16 protein-coding genes are annotated in these 15,009 nt (G+C 63.3%); 5 read left to right on the top strand and 11 right to left on the bottom strand.

What is annotated here, in order from left to right; genetic code table 11:
* The first annotated feature begins 14 nt into the window (after nt 1-14).
* Nucleotides 15-602 (top strand): hypothetical protein, encoded by a 588-nt coding sequence (locus NDJ10_RS12480; protein ID WP_296162710.1) that lies wholly within the window; start codon nt 15-17, stop codon nt 600-602.
* 110 nt (nt 603-712) lie between these two features.
* Here the strand turns inward: NDJ10_RS12480 and NDJ10_RS12475 are convergent, their stop codons facing one another.
* From NDJ10_RS12475 to NDJ10_RS12465, 3 genes are read right to left on the bottom strand one after another with little or no spacing between them, the layout of a single operon-like run.
* A complete protein-coding gene (locus NDJ10_RS12475) occupies nt 713-2,020 on the bottom strand; it encodes a ferric reductase-like transmembrane domain-containing protein (protein ID WP_296162707.1) in 1,308 nt (435 codons plus the stop codon).
* 26 nt (nt 2,021-2,046) lie between these two features.
* A complete protein-coding gene (locus NDJ10_RS12470; protein WP_296162705.1) occupies nt 2,047-2,538 on the bottom strand; it encodes a diheme cytochrome c in 492 nt (163 codons plus the stop codon).
* Nucleotides 2,539-2,567: 29 nt separating this feature from the next.
* Entirely contained in the window at nt 2,568-2,990 is a 423-nt protein-coding gene (locus NDJ10_RS12465) for a DUF1924 domain-containing protein (protein ID WP_296162702.1), read from the bottom strand.
* A 143-nt stretch (nt 2,991-3,133) separates the two neighbouring features.
* Between NDJ10_RS12465 and NDJ10_RS12460 the strand changes: the two genes are divergently transcribed.
* The 3 genes from NDJ10_RS12460 to NDJ10_RS12450 are packed head-to-tail and all read left to right on the top strand — an operon-like array spanning nt 3,134 to nt 5,595.
* Complete coding sequence (locus tag NDJ10_RS12460) at nt 3,134-3,496, top strand: PepSY domain-containing protein (protein WP_296162700.1); 363 nt, start codon at nt 3,134-3,136, stop codon at nt 3,494-3,496.
* Between the two features lie 27 nt (nt 3,497-3,523).
* Nucleotides 3,524-4,186, top strand: coding sequence for a response regulator transcription factor (locus NDJ10_RS12455; RefSeq protein WP_296162699.1), 663 nt, complete (start codon nt 3,524-3,526; stop codon nt 4,184-4,186).
* Nucleotides 4,183-5,595, top strand: coding sequence for an ATP-binding protein (locus NDJ10_RS12450; protein WP_296162697.1), 1,413 nt, complete (start codon nt 4,183-4,185; stop codon nt 5,593-5,595). The genes NDJ10_RS12455 and NDJ10_RS12450 overlap by 4 nt, the downstream gene beginning before the upstream one ends.
* A 103-nt stretch (nt 5,596-5,698) precedes the next feature.
* On the opposite strand, the gene NDJ10_RS12445 is transcribed toward NDJ10_RS12450, so the two are convergent.
* Nucleotides 5,699-6,991 carry a solute carrier family 23 protein gene (locus tag NDJ10_RS12445; RefSeq protein ID WP_296162695.1) on the bottom strand — a complete coding sequence of 431 codons (1,293 nt, stop codon included), beginning with the start codon at nt 6,989-6,991 and terminating at the stop codon, nt 5,699-5,701.
* Nucleotides 6,992-7,200: 209 nt separating this feature from the next.
* On the opposite strand from NDJ10_RS12445, the gene NDJ10_RS12440 reads away from it, so the two are divergent.
* Nucleotides 7,201-7,911, top strand: a complete 711-nt coding sequence (locus tag NDJ10_RS12440) for a YebC/PmpR family DNA-binding transcriptional regulator (RefSeq protein ID WP_296162692.1) — start codon at nt 7,201-7,203, stop codon at nt 7,909-7,911.
* Here NDJ10_RS12440 and NDJ10_RS12435 read toward each other — a convergent pair.
* The 7 genes from NDJ10_RS12435 to NDJ10_RS12405 form a co-directional block, all read right to left on the bottom strand.
* Complete coding sequence (locus tag NDJ10_RS12435) at nt 7,904-8,902, bottom strand: extracellular solute-binding protein (protein ID WP_296162741.1); 999 nt, start codon at nt 8,900-8,902, stop codon at nt 7,904-7,906. The two genes, NDJ10_RS12440 and NDJ10_RS12435, sit on opposite strands and share 8 nt — an antisense overlap.
* A 127-nt stretch (nt 8,903-9,029) precedes the next feature.
* A complete protein-coding gene (gene fur, locus NDJ10_RS12430; RefSeq protein ID WP_296162690.1) occupies nt 9,030-9,458 on the bottom strand; it encodes a ferric iron uptake transcriptional regulator in 429 nt (142 codons plus the stop codon).
* A 245-nt stretch (nt 9,459-9,703) separates the two neighbouring features.
* Nucleotides 9,704-10,339: a class I SAM-dependent methyltransferase gene (locus NDJ10_RS12425; protein WP_296162688.1), complete on the bottom strand. Its 636-nt coding sequence runs from the start codon at nt 10,337-10,339 to the stop codon at nt 9,704-9,706.
* Nucleotides 10,336-11,208, bottom strand: a complete 873-nt coding sequence (locus NDJ10_RS12420) for a CoA ester lyase (RefSeq protein WP_296162686.1) — start codon at nt 11,206-11,208, stop codon at nt 10,336-10,338. Before NDJ10_RS12420 ends, NDJ10_RS12425 begins: the two co-directional genes overlap by 4 nt.
* On the bottom strand, nt 11,205-12,593 hold the full coding sequence (locus tag NDJ10_RS12415) for an MmgE/PrpD family protein (protein ID WP_296162685.1): 1,389 nt from the start codon (nt 12,591-12,593) through the stop codon (nt 11,205-11,207). Before NDJ10_RS12415 ends, NDJ10_RS12420 begins: the two co-directional genes overlap by 4 nt.
* 24 nt (nt 12,594-12,617) lie before the next feature.
* The gene (locus NDJ10_RS12410) at nt 12,618-13,799 is read right to left on the bottom strand and encodes a CaiB/BaiF CoA-transferase family protein (RefSeq protein ID WP_296162682.1); all 1,182 of its coding nucleotides are present in this window, start codon (nt 13,797-13,799) and stop codon (nt 12,618-12,620) included.
* A gap of 19 nt (nt 13,800-13,818) precedes the next feature.
* Entirely contained in the window at nt 13,819-14,982 is a 1,164-nt protein-coding gene (locus NDJ10_RS12405) for an acyl-CoA dehydrogenase family protein (protein WP_296162677.1), read from the bottom strand.
* Between the last annotated feature and the right edge of the window lie 27 nt (nt 14,983-15,009).

The following is a 15,009-nucleotide window of genomic DNA, read 5'->3' as shown; positions in this document are numbered from 1 at the left end:
CCAAGGGAGGCACCATGAATGACCGGATCAACCAGATATTGGCCCAAATGGCCGCGCTGGAGGCCGACCTGAAAGAGGCCGTTCATGCGCAGGAAAGCCGGATGTTTTTTCAGATCAAGGGCAAACGGGTCGAATTCGAGGGCTCAATCAAGGCGGCACACCGAAAGCTGAAAACCAGCTTTTTCCGCTGGCTGGTGACCAACCGTCCGCAGAACCTGATCACCGGCCCCATCATCTACAGCATGGTGGTGCCGCTCATGTTGCTCGACCTGTGCGTGAGCTTTTACCAGTGGAGCTGTTTCCCGATTTACGGCATCACCAAGGTGCGCCGCAGCGACTACCTGGTGTATGACCGTGCCCAGCTGCAGTACCTCAACTTCATCGAGAAATTCCACTGCTTTTACTGTGAGTACGGCAACGGGCTGATGGGCTACATGCGTGAAATTTTGGCGCGCACCGAAGCTTATTTTTGCCCCATCAAACATGCCCACAAGATCCTGGGCACCCATGGCCACTACAACCGGTTTCTGGACTACGGCGACGCCGCCGACTACGAGGCCCGGCTGGAAGAGTTTCGCCAGGCCCTGGGCAAGCTGAAATAAGCCGTCGCCGTCAACAACCAGGAGCCCGGTCGGCAGAGCGTTCTGCTGCGTGTCCCCCGCCCTGCGGGCTCCTCCTTTTACCTGCGCAGCACGCTCTGCCGCCCGGGCTCCTAGCGCATCTCAAAGGCTTCCTGGTGAAAGCGGGGGCGCCAACCCAGCGCCGCCAGGCCTTGGCGCAAGGCGTTGGCCAAGGCGGTAGGTCCGCAAAACCAGATCTCCGTATGGCTTGACACCCCCAATGCGCTGGCCGTCAATTTGGCACCCTGACGCGCGCCATGAACATGCAGCCGAACTGCTGGCAGCGCCGCACACAAAGCCCGCAGGCGCGGCACGAAGGCATCGTTGGCCTGGTCGCGGGTGCAGTAATGCAGCTCGGCCTCCGGGGCCTGGTCTGGCGTGGCCTGCATGGCCTCCAACCAGGCCAGGAAAGGTGTGACGCCAATGCCGCCGGCAATCCAGATCTGCCTGGCCCGGCGCTTGCGCCGACCCATGTCAAAGCGACCGTATGGCCCTTCCACACGCACGCTCTGGCCCGGCTGCAGGCGCTGCGCCAGACCGCGCGTGTAGTCGCCCAGCGCCTTGATCTGAAAGCGCACCAGGTGGTCGCCCTGATTGGCACTGGCAATGGTGAACGGATGCGCCCCCTCTGTGTCGTCAAAGCTGACAAAGGCAAACTGGCCCGGGCGGTGACCACGCCAGGCGGGCCCCAGGCGACAGACCACGGTGGTGACGTCGGGCGCCAGCTGTTCCACCGCCACGATCTCACCGCTGGTTTCGCGGGCCTTGCCGATCCGGCCCAGCAGGGTATGCACCGCCCCGTAAACGCCTGCGCTCAGCAGCACAAGCAGCAGGGCGCCAACCGGCTGGGCCCAATAGTTTGTGGGCGCAAGCAGTGCGGCATGAAAGGCCAGCATCAAATACAGCACCGGCATGGCACGGTGCAGAAAGCGCCAGGGCCGGTAGGGAAACCGCTTCCACAGGGTGATTAACAACATCGCCAGCAGCGCGTAAATGGCCCACTCGCCCATGTCTTCGGCCAGGTCACGCAACACATCGAGCAAGCCGCTGAACCCTTGTTCGGGGACGCGACCCTGACGGCCAATGGTGGCTTTCAGGATGTCGTCGGACATCTCGGTCAGCCAGTGCAGCGCAGCAAAGCCAACCGCCAGAATCCCGGCCCACTTGTGGCTGCGGTAAATACGGTCCATGCCGCCCAAAGGGGCTTCCAGCCACACCGGCCGTGTCGCCAAAAACATGGCCAGCGACAGCATCGCCACCGACAGCAGGCCGCTCAGGTAAAGCAGCTGCTGGCGCGCGTGCCACAGCGCATGGACATTCGGGTCCGCCGGGGTTTGGGCGATGTCCTGGCCCCAGGCCAGGGCAAGCAAAGCGATCAGGCTGGCGAATAAGGTTTTCATGGCGATTTCCTCAAAAACGGCAAAGATCAGTCCTCGTAATAGCCGCGCTCAGCCCCGGTATGGCAGGCTGCGCAATTGGCTTTGCTGCGCACCGCGCTCTGCTTCCACTCTGCTGGCGTCACTTCCCGGTGTTCCTTGACCCAGCGGGGCAATTCGGTGATGCGCAGCGGGGCCTGGCTTGGCGCGACGTCGCGCAGCAGCTTGTTGCCGTAGCGCGTGCCGTTCTGGTCGGCGGCGTGGGCCGTGAGGTAATCGGTGATTTTTTTGGCGGTCACAGGGTCCACGCTGGCGTCGTCACCAAAGTGATTTTTCAGGTCAGCCATCATGCGCGTCCAGGAGCGGGCCGGCAGCATGGACGGCGCAAACGCCAGATGGCAGCTGCCGCACTCTTCCTTGACCACGGCGTCGGTGACCGGCGCATAGAAGTGGCCGCCACCGGCCTGGGCACGGCCCAATACCAGGGCGGTAAAGCCAATCACTAGCAGGCCCAGGGCCAGCGGACGGTAGGGGATGTTCATAGGAAACTCCTTGAAAGCTAATGATGAAATTACTGACTGGCCATGAAGCTCAACCAGTCACCTTTTTCCCGGGCACTGCATTCACGGCCCATGACTTCGGTGCAGTTGCGCTTGAACCATTTCTCGACCTTGACGGGGTCGGTGTAACGTGTTGGTGAAGCCGACACCGCCACTGGCTCGATGCTCTTGCCGGTCAGGGTGCGCCCCGGTGCGCGGGGGTCGCGGCCATGGCAGCTGGTGCAGCTGGGGGTGTCGGGCTTGCCACCGGTAAAGGCCTGCAGGAAAAGGGCCTTGCCGCGCGCAGCAGTGAAGCCCGCAAACGTCGGGTCGGCCGCCTTGGCGGCGCTGGCATATTGCGCCATCAGCTCTTCACGGGGAGCGGCCGTGCTGGTACCGGCCAGGCTGAAGAACAGGGCCGCGGTCAGCAGCGTGATGGTGGGATGTGGGTGCATGTTCGCTTCCTTGTACGGTTGGGGTGGAGCGACTATGCACAGGGTCCACTGAACGCAAGGTGAATCCGTTGTTCATCCTGCGTTCAGCTTGGCAGGGTATAAAAGACCACTTCACCGTGTCCGGTCCACCCGCGCAAAACACCATGCCACACCAGCTTTCAGATCGTCTCCGCCGAACCCGGGCGCCACAACGGCGCGGGCTCTGGCTTGTGCTGTGCGCGGCGTCCATCCTCGGCGTCAGCGGCATGAGCCGGGCCGAAAGTGACCATGACCGGGCGCGTCAGGCGCTGGAAGCCGGCGAGGTGCTGCCGCTGGGCACCGTGCTGGAGCGCATTGGCCGCGACAACCCGGGCCAGGTACTTGATGTGGAACTGGAGCTTGACAAACACGGCGGCGTGGCGCGCTGGGTCTACGAGATCAAACTGCTGCGCACAGGCGGCGCACTGGTCAAGCTTGAAGTCGACGCACGCACTGGCAGCGTGATCAGCCGCAAAGTCAAGGACTGACATGATCGCAACACACAAGGGCCAAGCATGCGCATCCTGATCGTCGAAGACGAACCGACCTTGCTGGCGCAGCTGGCCGAAGCAACGCGCGCCGCGGGTTATGCGGTTGACTTGGCCGACAACGGGGTGGACGCCCACTTCATGGGCGACACCGAGCCCTACGACGCCGTGCTGCTGGACCTCGGCTTGCCCAAAATGGACGGCATTTCGGTGCTGCGCAAATGGCGTGCGGCGGGGCGTAACATGCCGGTGTTGATTTTGACCGCGCGCGATGGCTGGCATGAAAAAGTGGCTGGCATCGACGCCGGCGCCGACGACTACCTCAGCAAACCCTTTCACATGGAAGAGCTGCTGGCACGGCTGCGCGCGCTGATACGCCGGTCCGGTGGCCATGCCAGCGCCGAGCTGGTCTGTGGCCCGCTGAGCCTGGACACTCGCCACAGCCGCGTCATCTTGGCGGGCCAGGTGCTCGGCCTGACCAGCCACGAATACCGCGTGCTGGCCTACCTGATGCACCACCGCAATGAGGTGGTGTCGCGCAGCGTGCTGGTCGAGCATATTTATGCCCAAGATTTCGACCGTGACTCCAACACGGTCGAAGTCTTCATTGCCCGGCTGCGCAAGAAGCTCCCCGCCGGCATGATTGAAACCGTACGCGGCCTGGGCTACCGCCTGGGCGCACCGTCATGAACCTGTTGCAGCTGCGCCACTCGCTGCGTGTGCGACTGCTGGTGGGCACCCTGTGCTGGATTGCGGCCTCGATTCTGGTGGCCGGCTGGGGCCTGGGCGCCCTGTTTCGACAGCATGTCACGGCCCAGTTTCATGCCGAATTGGCCAGCCAGCTGGACCAGCTGAGCGCCCAGTTCACGCGCGATGAACAGGGCCGCCCGCAGCTCACCCAGCTGCCCGGTGACCCGCGCCTGACCCGGCCTTATTCGGGCTACTACTGGCAGATCGATCAGCTGGCCCGCGGCGCGCCCGCACAAGCAGGGGCCGTGGGCCAGCTGCGTTCGCGCTCGCTCTGGGACCATGTGCTGACCCTGCCCACAGACGTCCTGAGCGACGGCGCCACGCACCAACACCGGGTCATGGGGCCGCAAGGCCAGATGCTGGAGGTCGCCGAGCGCAGTTTGCGCATCGCGCAAGGCCCGGACGGTCCAGCCCGGACGTTTCGCCTGATCACCGCCGCCAACCAAGACTTGATGCTGGAACCCGTGGCGCGCTTCAACGGCATGTTGTGGCTGGCGCTTGGTGTGCTCGCCGCAGGCCTGATGCTGGCCGCCGTGGTGCAGGTGCGGGTTGGTCTGGCGCCCTTGCGCACGCTGCGAAGCGCGCTGGCAAAAGTGCGTCAGGCCGAGACGCAGCAACTCGAAGGGGCGTTTCCGGCAGAGATCATGCCGCTGATTGAGGACTTCAACAAGGTGCTGGCACAAAACGCCGAAGTGGTGGCCCGCGCGCGCACCCATGCCGGCAACCTGGCCCACGCGCTCAAGACCCCCTTGAGTGTGCTGGCCAATGCCGCCGATGCCGCACATCGGCAAGGTCCCGCCACGGCCACGCTGGCGCAATTGGTCACCGACCAGGTCGCCATCGCACGCCAGGAGGTGGACTACCACCTGACCCGTGCTCAAGTCGCTGCCAGCAGTCGCCTGCCCGGTGCCAGGACCGAATTGCAACCGGTGGTGGATGGCCTGATCCGGGCGATGCACCGCATTCATGCCGAGCGCCAGTTGACGCTCACAGCCGGCCCATTTGCGGCGGTGCTGGGCTTTCGCGGCGAAGCGCAGGATTTGCAGCAGATGCTCGGCAACCTGATTGACAACGCCTGCAAATGGGCCAGCCACCGCGTCGAGGTGCAGGCCCGGCGCCATGCCGGAACCTTGGTGATCACCGTCGACGACGATGGTCCGGGGCTGGCTGCCGACCAGCGCGACCGCGTGATGCAGCGCGGCGTGCGGACCGACGAGCAGGTGCCGGGATCGGGCCTGGGCCTGGCCATTGTGGACGATCTGGCCCGCCTGTATGGTGGCCAGGTGAGGCTGGCCGATTCGCCCCTGGGCGGGTTGCGGGCGGTACTGGAACTGCCCGCGCTGGCCTGATTCCTTGCGGGTCAGACCACTCGCAAACTACTTGAAACTTTGTGGATCAGACCACTCGCGCAACGACGTGCTCTGACCCCAACTGATTAGCGACCCCAACTGATTAGTTGGACGACCGGCGGTTCAGCAACGCATACAGCACAATCGCACCAAAGGTGGCGGTACCGATGCCACCCAGCGCGAAGTCGCCGAACTTGAGGGTGAAGTCGCCGGTACCCAGGATGAGGGTGATGGCGGCCACGATCAGGTTCTTGTTGTCAGAAAAGTCCACCTTGTTTTCGACCCAGATGCGCGCACCTGCCACCGCGATCAGGCCAAACACCACGATGCTGACGCCACCCATCACCGGCAGTGGAATGGTCTGAATCACAGCACCGAACTTGGGGCTAAAGCCCAGCACCACAGCCAGCAAGGCCGCCACCAGGAACATGGCGGTCGAATAAATCTTGGTGGCCGCCATGACGCCGATGTTCTCGGCGTAGGTGGTGACGCCGGTGCCGCCGGCACTGCCGCTGACCATGGTGGCGACGCCGTCGCCGATGAAGGCACGGCCCATGTAGACGTCGAGGTTTTTGCCGGTCATGGCCGTCACCGCCTTGATGTGGCCCAGGTTTTCAGCCACCAGGATGATGGCCACCGGCGCAATCATCAGCATCGCCTTGGAGTCAAACACCGGCGCGGTAAAGCCGGGCATGCCCAGCCAGGCGGCGTTGAACAGGCTGCTCAGGTCCATTGGCTTGCCCAGACCCAGACCGTTGGTCAGCACGGCATAAAGAAGACTGGCCACCAGCAGGCCGACCAGAATCAGCAGGCGCTGCACCATGCCGCGGGTAAACACTGCCACCAGCGCCACGCAAACAAAGGTAGCGGCCTGCATCCAGCTGTCAAAGTTGTTGGCCGCCATGTTCTTGATCGGCACACCGGCGAGGTTCAGGCCGATCACGGCCACCACCGAGCCGGTCACCACCGGCGGCATCAATTTCTCGATCCAGCCGGTGCCCGACATCTGCACCAGCAGGCCGATGACGGTGTACAGCGCACCGCAGGCGATGATGCCGCCCAGTGCCACGCCCATGTTGGCGTTGAGGCCCTGGCCCGCGTAACCCGTGGCGGCAATCACCACGCCAATGAAGGCAAAGCTCGAACCCAGGTAGCTGGGTACCTTGCCGCCGGTGATGACAAAAAAGATCAGCGTGCCGATGCCGCTCATCAGAATCGCCAGGTTGGGGTCAAACCCCATCAGGATCGGCGCCAGCACCGTGGCGCCAAACATGGCAATCACGTGCTGCATGCCCATCACGGTGGTTTGCGCCCAGGGCAGGCGCTCGTCGGGGGCGATCACGCCGCCTTGTCGCAGGATGTCAGGGCTCTTTTCGGTCCAGTCAAATAAGCGCATGGAGTTCCTTGGTTGTTGCGGTCAAAGTGAGCGCCAATGGCCATTTGGCGTGGCCACGCGGTCAGGGCTGAATTGTGTCACGCCCGCCAGCCGCTGCTGCGTCTGAATCCGGCCGCAGCGCGTGCCGAACCCCGGTCTGGGTGTATAACCTAGGCCCTTCTCAAACATCACCATCGGCGCCCTGGGGCGCCACACAAGGAATTTCAGTCATGGGCGCGCAGTGGAAAGCAAAAGGCAAGGAATTGGCGGCAAACGCCAAAGGTCGCATTTTTGGAAAATTGTCCAAAGACATCATGCTGGCGGCCCGCAGCGGCGCCGACCCCGCCGCCAACTCCCGGCTGCGGCTGCTGGTGGAGCAGGCGCGCAAGGTCTCCATGCCCAAGGACACGCTGGACCGCGCCATCAAAAAAGGGGCAGGGCTGACCGGCGAGGTGGTAAATTTTGAACGTGTAATTTACGAGGGTTTCGCGCCCCACCAGGTGGCCGTCATGGTCGAATGCCTGACCGATAACCTCAACCGCACGGCACCCGAGATGCGCGTGCTGTTTCGCAAAGGGCAGTTGGGTACGTCGGGCTCGGTGGCCTGGGACTTTGACCATGTGGGCATGATCGAGGCCGAGCCCAGCAGCCCGGACGCCGATGCCGAACTGGCCGCCATCGAGGCCGGCGCCCAGGACTTCGAGCCGGGCGAGGAAGACGGCAACACGCTGTTCCTGACCGACCCCACCGACCTCGACCTGGTGAGCCGGGCCTTACAAGCGCAGGGCTTCAACGTGCTGTCGGCCAAACTGGGCTACAAGCCCAGGAACCCGGTTGACCCGGCGAGCCTGAGCCCGGAACAACTGGCGGAAGTGGAAGCCTTCCTGGCCGCCATTGATGACAATGACGACGTGCAGAACGTCTACGTGAGCCTTACTTGAAGCCGACCCGGTCCAGCATTTGCTGCACCTTGATCTGGTTCATGCCGACCGCACTGATCGGCACCAGTTCACGCTTGAAACTGCCGCCCGACATGGCTTGCAGAGCCGGGTTGTCAAACTGCACCCCCTTAGCCACCGGCCACTCGTTGTTGCCGTCGGCAAAATGCTTTTGCGCTGACGGGCTCACCAGGTATTCCAGGAATTTGACGGCGTTGTCCTGGTTTTTGGCGTGGCGCGCCACGGCACCCCCGGCGATGTTGACGTGGGTGCCCCAGCTGGTCTGGTTCGGGAACACCACCTTGACTTTGCTGGCAACCGCCTGGTCTTCGGGTTTGGTGGAGCGCATCAGGCGCGCCAGGTAATAGGTGTTGGTCACGGCCACGCCGCATTCACCCGAGGCAACGCCCTTGATCTGGTCGGTGTCACCGCCTTTGGGCGAACGCGCCATGTTGTCAACCAAGCCCTTGAGCCAGACTTCGGTCTTGGCCGGACCGAGGTGTTCGGTCATGGCGCCAAACAGGCTCAGGTTGTAGGGGTGCGAGCCCGAGCGGATGCACAGCTTGCCCTTGAGCTTGGGGTCGGCGAGTTTTTCGTAGCTGTCAACGTCCGCGGCCCTGACCGTGGCCGGGTCGTAGACCACCACACGTGCGCGGGTCGACAGGCCAAACCAGGGCGTACCACCGTTGTCGGCCACCTTGGCGCGCAAATTGGCAGGGATGGCGTCTTCGAGCACCTTGGACTTGACCGGCTGGAACAAGCCATCAATTTCGGCGCGCCACAAACGCGAAGCGTCGACCAGCAAGATCACATCCGCCGGGGACGCGCTGCCCTCGGCCTTGAGACGCGCCAGAATGCCGGCATCGTCGGCGTCAACACGGTTGATCTTGATGCCCGTGGCTTGCGTGAACTGGCTGTACAGCGCCTCATCAGTGGGGTAGTGGCGTGCCGAATACAAATTCAGAACAGGGTCCGCCGCCTGGGCCACGCCCATGCTCAAACCCAGAATTGCCAGAGAAAATTTGCCAAAAGCTCGAACCATGGAAAAACTCCGCGAGTGAAAGAATGACACAAGTATATATCAAATACGAATCATTCTCATTATTAATGATCGCGGTGGTTTATTTTTTGAATGGGCACTGGTTTTTGATGCAGCGTGCATAAAGACTCAGTGAATGGTCTTCAATCTCATAGCCCTGGGCCTTGGCAATTTTTTTCTGACGCGCTTCAATCTCGGCGTCATAAAACTCCTCGACCCGGCCACAGTCCATGCAGACAATGTGGTCGTGGTGGTGGCCCTCGTTCAATTCAAAAACAGCTTTGCCGTTTTCAAAGTTGCTGCGGCTCAGAATACCCGCCTGTTCAAACTGCGTCAGCACGCGGTAGACCGTGGCGAGTCCAATGTTGGTGTGGTCGGCCAGCAGAATTTTGTACACGTCTTCAGCGCTCATATGCCGCTGCTGGGCGTTTTGAAACAGCGCCAGGATGGCTTGGCGTGGCCCGGTTACTTTAAGGCCCGTGTCTTTGAGCATGTGCGTTTTTTCGTTCATGGGAATGGTCTGTTTGGTTTGGTTGGTGGGTGAACGATCATCTTCGCTCGGCTCGGCCAGGTCAACTTATACCAAAATCCGGCAGGCTCGGCAGCATTGCGGTCGAAACTGGTCCTGCCAATCCGAGTGCGGCCCTGCACACGCCAAAGGGCGCAGTCGTACGGCAAGCTACGGCATTCAGCGATTTCTTTTGCGTTAAAAAATGTCGTCGCACGCCATCGTCGGGATTCGTCAAGACGGCTGGATCAGACTGGCATTTTTCCTGCTTTGCTGGCGACCAGTTGGGTCACGGCGCCTTGGCCGGTATGCAGACTTCCTTCTTCAACCCAACGTGCGCCTGACCATGCATGAATTAGGCGGCAGTCGGAGAAATCAAGGGCCACCTCGTCCAGCACCGGCAACAGAGCGGCATCCCGCGGTCCACCAGTTGCCAGCTGTAATTGGCCCGGGCCATAGGCTTCCCACAGGAACACCCCAGCGGGCTTGAGCGCCTGCACGGCGCGGCGATGCAGACCGCTGCGGGCGCGCGCCGGCAGGTGCAAAAAGATGGACACAATCGCATCCCATCGGTCCTGACCCAGATCGAGCTGGGTCACGTCCGCCACCATCGCACAGAGCGCCACGCCATGATGGGCGGCCAGACGACGCGCCTTGTCCACGCCCTGCGGCGACACATCGACCGAGGTCACATCAAAGCCCTGGCTTGCAAGCCAGACACCGTTGCGCCCTTCACCATCAGCCAGACACAGCACACGGCCACCAGCGGGCAGATGCTGCACCTGATCCATCAAAAAACTGTTGGGCTCAATGCCGTAAACAAAGCCGGGCGCTGCATAACGCTGGTCCCAGAACGCCCTGAGCTGTTCAAGTGCCGCACTCATGGCTGTTCTCCTGGCGCAGGCGGCCTGCTACGGGCCAGGGTGTGCTGCGCGAGCCGAACCACCGGCGCATCGACCATTCGGCCATCGAGACGGAACACGCCCTCACCTGCCGCGGCAAAAGCCGCCATCACGCGTTGCGCCCACGCCAGTTCGGCGGCGTCCGGTGCAAAGGCGGCATTCACCAGCCCCACCTGCGCCGGGTGAATACAGAGCTTGCCGCCAAAACCACCGCGGCGGCTGCGCGCCACATCGGCCTGCAACTGAGCGCTGTCCTGCGTGCCGGGCGTGACGCCGTCCACGGGCGCCGACAGCGCCGCGCGGCGCGAGGCCAGCAACAATGCCAGGCGCACCGGCATCAACTCGGCTTCGTCGGCATCACAGGCCAGGCCAGCATCGGCCTGGAAATCCAGGTTGCCGAAAGTCAGGCGCTGCACCTGCGGTCCCTTCGCCAGCGCGTTGACGCCATCGAGCCCAAGGACCGACTCAACCTGCGGCAGCAGGCCGCAGTCCGGCCCCACTGCCTCTGCAACGCGCTGAAGATCGGAAATAGTTTCGGCTTTCGGCACCATCACACCGGCCAGACCCTGCGACCCGAACAACTGGAGCAGCTTGAGGTCTTCTTCAAACCAGGGCGTACCGCTGGCATTGATGCGCACCAACAAACGCCCGCGCTCAGACCCGGCAAAACGATCGAATGCATCGGCCAGCTGATCACGTGCCGCCGCCTTATCGTCCGCCGCAACAGCGTCCTCCAGATCAATGATGACGGCATCCGCCCCCGCCGCCAGGGCCTTGGCAAACCGGTCGGGCCGGTTGGCTGGCACGAACAGGAACGAGCGCGCCAGCGCCAGCACAGACTGCGCGCTCATACCGGCGGCTCCAGCAAGTCGCCCACGCGCGGCCATTGCGCCACAGCCCACAATGCGTCCACAGCCGTCTGCATCTCGTCAGCGCTGGCAGCGCCGCTGAAAGCGGCCAGGCGCAAGGCTTTGGCGGTGATCTCATCGCGGCTCAGCGTGTTGCCAGGGTCACCCTTGGGCTCATCCACCCGACCCGTCAAAACACGCCCATCGCGGGTGTGTACCGTCACCTTGCCGATCCAGCGCCGGGGGTAGGCGCCGTCCACTTCGGCGTCGAGCGCCATCGTCACGCGGTCACGCAGGGCCTGGGTCAGGTCGTCGCTGAAATGCTGCTCAAACTCCACCAGTCCGGCATGACCAAAGCGCGCCACCAGGGCCAGCACCGTGCCCATGGAGAATTTGCTCTGGTGCACGGTGCTTGGGTTGACCACCGGTCCCAACACGTCGATCGCCCCCTGGTGCACATGCGTGACCACACGCACCAGATCATCGGGCGCCAAGCCGTGCCGCTGCATCACCTGCAGCAAGGCATCGGCCGCCGGGTGGGTGTGACGGCAGGAGGCGTGGTACTTGAACGAGGTCTCGGCCGTGGCCCATCGGCTGCCGAGCTCGTGGGTGAGCCGCGCCGGATCGGCGTCGCTCGACATGCCAGCCGCCATGCCCTGTGGGCCCTCGAAAATCTGCGCCGCACCGGTAAAACCGTCCTGCGCCAGATACGCTGCCATCAGGCCGGCGGCGGCCGCATGCGCGGTGTGCAGTTGCTTGCTGTCGGCCGCGGTGCGCAAAAATTCCCACAAGCCGGCTGACTGGGTACCGGCAGAACCAAAAGCGTGCTGCATTTGCGTCGCATCCAGTCCGAGCAGATTGCCGACCGCGGCGGCTGATGCCAGCGTGCCGGCGGTGCCGGTGGTGTGAAACACCTTGTAGTGTGAGCGGCCGAGAAACTCGCCGACCCGGATGCCAACCTCGTAACCGGCTACCGCCGCCGTCAGCAACTGCTGGCCACTGGCGCCGATGGCTTGCGCCACTGCCAGCGCGGCCGGAAACACCACCGTGGCCGGATGGAACACCGAGCCGTTGTGGACGTCGTCCTGTTCCGCCACATGCGAGGCGGCGGCATTGGCCATGGCCGCCAGATACGGGCTGCTGCGGCCGCGCCTGACGATCACCTCGCTCGGACCGGCGGCGGAAGTGTCGCAGCCGGGAATGTTTTGGGGCCCCATGCTGAGTGCAAAGCGCGTGATGCTGTCCACCGGCCGCGCGCCGTGGCCAGCCACAGCCGAGCCGAACCAGTCGACCAGGAGGTCCTCGGTCTTGCGCACCACGGCGACAGGAATGGCGGCAAAGCGCAGGTTGGCAGCAAAGGCGGCGAGTTGGGCGGTAGGGGAATTCATGGCGGTCTTCTTGTTCAAAAGCGGTCAAATCGCGCCGCAGGTGCGCAGGGCGGCGATGGCAGCCTCGTCCTGGCCCAACTCGCGCAGAATGGCCTCGGTGTGCTGACCCACGGCCGGGATCGGGTCCATACGAGGGTCAAAGGCGTTGCTGCGCCCCGGCGGCAGCAGTGCAGGAATGTCGCCGGCCGGTGTCTGCACAAGCTGCCAGCGCTGGCGCGCCTGGAGTTGCGGGTGCGCCCACAAACTGGCCATGTCGTTCATGCGGGCGTTGGCAATTTGCGCTTGGTCCAGCCGCGCCAGCACCTGCTCAGTGCTGAGTTTGGCAAAGACGGCCAAAATCAGGCCCCTGAGCGCCTCGCGGTGCGCATTGCGGCTGGCGTTGCTGTCAAAGCGTGGGTCGCTGGCCAGCGCAGCGTCCTGCAACACCAACTCGCAAAACAGCTTCCATTCGCGCTCGTTCTGCAGCCCCAGCATCACAGTGCCGCCGTCACCGGCCTGGAACGGACCATAGGGATAGATGCTGGCGTGCGCGGCACCGGTGCGCGGTGGCGGTGGCGCGCCGTCAAAGGCGTAATACAGCGGGTAGCCCATCCACTCGGCCAGCGATTCGAGCATCGACACGTCGATGTGTGAGCCGACTCCGGTCTTGTCGCGCAACAACAGCGCCGACAGCACGCCGGTGTAGGCGTACATGCCGGCGGCAATGTCGGCCACCGAATTGCCGGCCTTGCTGGGCGCATCGGGCGTGCCGGTCACCGAAAGAAAACCCGCCTCGCTCTGGATCAGCAGGTCATAGGCCTTTTTGTCGCGGTAGGGGCCGTCCTCGCCATAACCGGAGATGTCGCAAACAATCAGCTTCGGGTGGGCAAGCTTCAGCGCATCGAAGGCCAGGCCCATGCGCGCGGCTGCGCCGGGGGCCAGGTTTTGCACCAGCACGTCGGCCCGACCCAACAGTTGCATCAGCGCCGCCAACGCGCCCGGCTGCTTGAGGTCAAGCGTCAGACTTTCCTTGGAGCGGTTGGTCCAGACAAAGTGCGAGGCCTGGCCTTTGACGCGGGTGTCGTAGGCGCGGGCGAAATCCCCGCTGCCGGGTCGCTCGACCTTGATCACGCGGGCGCCGAGGTCGGCCAACTGGCGGGTGCAGAACGGTGCGGCGATGGCATGTTCCAGGGAGACGACGGTGATGCCGTCAAGCGGTCGTGTCATAGGGGCCTTTGGCAAGGTTTCAGAAGGAGCGCGGCAGGCCCAGGATGTGCTCGGCCACGTAGGAATAAATCAGGTTGGTCGAGATCGGCGCCACCTGGTACAAGCGCGTCTCGCGGAACTTGCGCTCGACGTCGTATTCGTTGGCAAAACCGAAGCCGCCATGAAACTGGATGCAGGCGTTGGCCGCTTCCCAGCTGGCCTTGGCCGCCAGGTACTTGGCCATGTTGGCCTGGGCGCCGCAGGGCTGGCCGGCGTCGAACAGTTCACAGGCCTTGTAGCGCATCAGGTTGGCGGCTTCGACTTCCATGTAGGCGTCGGCAATCGGAAACTGCACACCCTGGTTTTGCCCGATCGGGCGGCCGAACACCACGCGTTCGTTCACGTACTTGGTGACCCGGTCGAGGAACCAGTAGCCGTCGCCGATGCATTCGGCGGCGATCAGCGTGCGCTCGGCGTTGAGGCCGTCCAGGATGTACTTGAAGCCCTGGCCTTCCTGGCCGATCAGATTTTCTGCCGGGATTTCGAGGTTCTCGAAAAACAGCTCGTTGGTCTCGTGGTTGACCATATTGGGGATCGGGCGCACCGTCATCCCGGACTTTTCGGCTTGGCGCAGATCGACCATGAAGATCGACATGCCCTCGGACTTCTTCCTGACATCGGCCAGCGGCGTGGTGCGCGCCAGCAGGATCATCCAGTCGGAATGCTGCACCCGCGAGATCCAGACTTTCTGCCCGTTGACCACATAGCGGTCACCCTTTTTGACCGCCGTGGTTTTGATCTTGGTGGTGTCGGTGCCGGTGCTGGGCTCGGTCACGCCCATGGACTGCAGGCGCCATTGGCCACTGGCAATTTTGGGCAGATACAGCTCTTTCTGCGCCTTGGATCCATGGCGCAACAGGGTGCCCATGTTGTACATCTGACCGTGGCAGGCACCCGAATTGCCACCGCTGCGGTTGATCTCCTCCATGATCACTGAGGCTTCGGCGAGGCCCAGGCCGGAGCCGCCATACTCTGCCGGGATCAGCGCAGCCAGCCAGCCGGCCTGGGTCAGGGCATCAACAAATGTCTCCGGGTAGCCGCGCTTTTCGTCAATCTTGCGATGGTATTCGTCAGGAAATTCGGCGCACAGGGCACGCACGGCGTCGCGGATGTCCTGGTACTTATCGGGGGCGGTCTTGATCATGGCGTCTCTTGTTGGTTGTCGGTAAAA

The sequence above is a fragment of the Rhodoferax sp. genome (assembly GCF_023700745.1).
In the GTDB taxonomy this organism is placed as follows: domain Bacteria; phylum Pseudomonadota; class Gammaproteobacteria; order Burkholderiales; family Burkholderiaceae_C; genus Rhodoferax.
Note: the sequence above shows the minus strand (reverse complement) of the source record. Positions and strands in the feature narration are given on the sequence as shown.

Excerpts from the sequence above, each read along its gene's own strand:
- NDJ10_RS12480 (WP_296162710.1), top strand. The coding sequence starts at position 15 with ATGAATGACCGGATCAACCAGATATTGGCCCAAATGGCCGCGCTGGAG.
- NDJ10_RS12475 (WP_296162707.1), bottom strand. The coding sequence starts at position 2,020 with ATGAAAACCTTATTCGCCAGCCTGATCGCTTTGCTTGCCCTGGCCTGG.
- NDJ10_RS12470 (WP_296162705.1), bottom strand. The coding sequence starts at position 2,538 with ATGAACATCCCCTACCGTCCGCTGGCCCTGGGCCTGCTAGTGATTGGC.
- NDJ10_RS12465 (WP_296162702.1), bottom strand. The coding sequence starts at position 2,990 with ATGCACCCACATCCCACCATCACGCTGCTGACCGCGGCCCTGTTCTTC.
- NDJ10_RS12460 (WP_296162700.1), top strand. The coding sequence starts at position 3,134 with ATGCCACACCAGCTTTCAGATCGTCTCCGCCGAACCCGGGCGCCACAA.
- NDJ10_RS12455 (WP_296162699.1), top strand. The coding sequence starts at position 3,524 with ATGCGCATCCTGATCGTCGAAGACGAACCGACCTTGCTGGCGCAGCTG.
- NDJ10_RS12450 (WP_296162697.1), top strand. The coding sequence starts at position 4,183 with ATGAACCTGTTGCAGCTGCGCCACTCGCTGCGTGTGCGACTGCTGGTG.
- NDJ10_RS12445 (WP_296162695.1), bottom strand. The coding sequence starts at position 6,991 with ATGCGCTTATTTGACTGGACCGAAAAGAGCCCTGACATCCTGCGACAA.
- NDJ10_RS12440 (WP_296162692.1), top strand. The coding sequence starts at position 7,201 with ATGGGCGCGCAGTGGAAAGCAAAAGGCAAGGAATTGGCGGCAAACGCC.
- NDJ10_RS12435 (WP_296162741.1), bottom strand. The coding sequence starts at position 8,902 with ATGGGCGTGGCCCAGGCGGCGGACCCTGTTCTGAATTTGTATTCGGCA.
- fur (WP_296162690.1), bottom strand. The coding sequence starts at position 9,458 with ATGAACGAAAAAACGCACATGCTCAAAGACACGGGCCTTAAAGTAACC.
- NDJ10_RS12425 (WP_296162688.1), bottom strand. The coding sequence starts at position 10,339 with ATGAGTGCGGCACTTGAACAGCTCAGGGCGTTCTGGGACCAGCGTTAT.
- NDJ10_RS12420 (WP_296162686.1), bottom strand. The coding sequence starts at position 11,208 with ATGAGCGCGCAGTCTGTGCTGGCGCTGGCGCGCTCGTTCCTGTTCGTG.
- NDJ10_RS12415 (WP_296162685.1), bottom strand. The coding sequence starts at position 12,593 with ATGAATTCCCCTACCGCCCAACTCGCCGCCTTTGCTGCCAACCTGCGC.
- NDJ10_RS12410 (WP_296162682.1), bottom strand. The coding sequence starts at position 13,799 with ATGACACGACCGCTTGACGGCATCACCGTCGTCTCCCTGGAACATGCC.
- NDJ10_RS12405 (WP_296162677.1), bottom strand. The coding sequence starts at position 14,982 with ATGATCAAGACCGCCCCCGATAAGTACCAGGACATCCGCGACGCCGTG.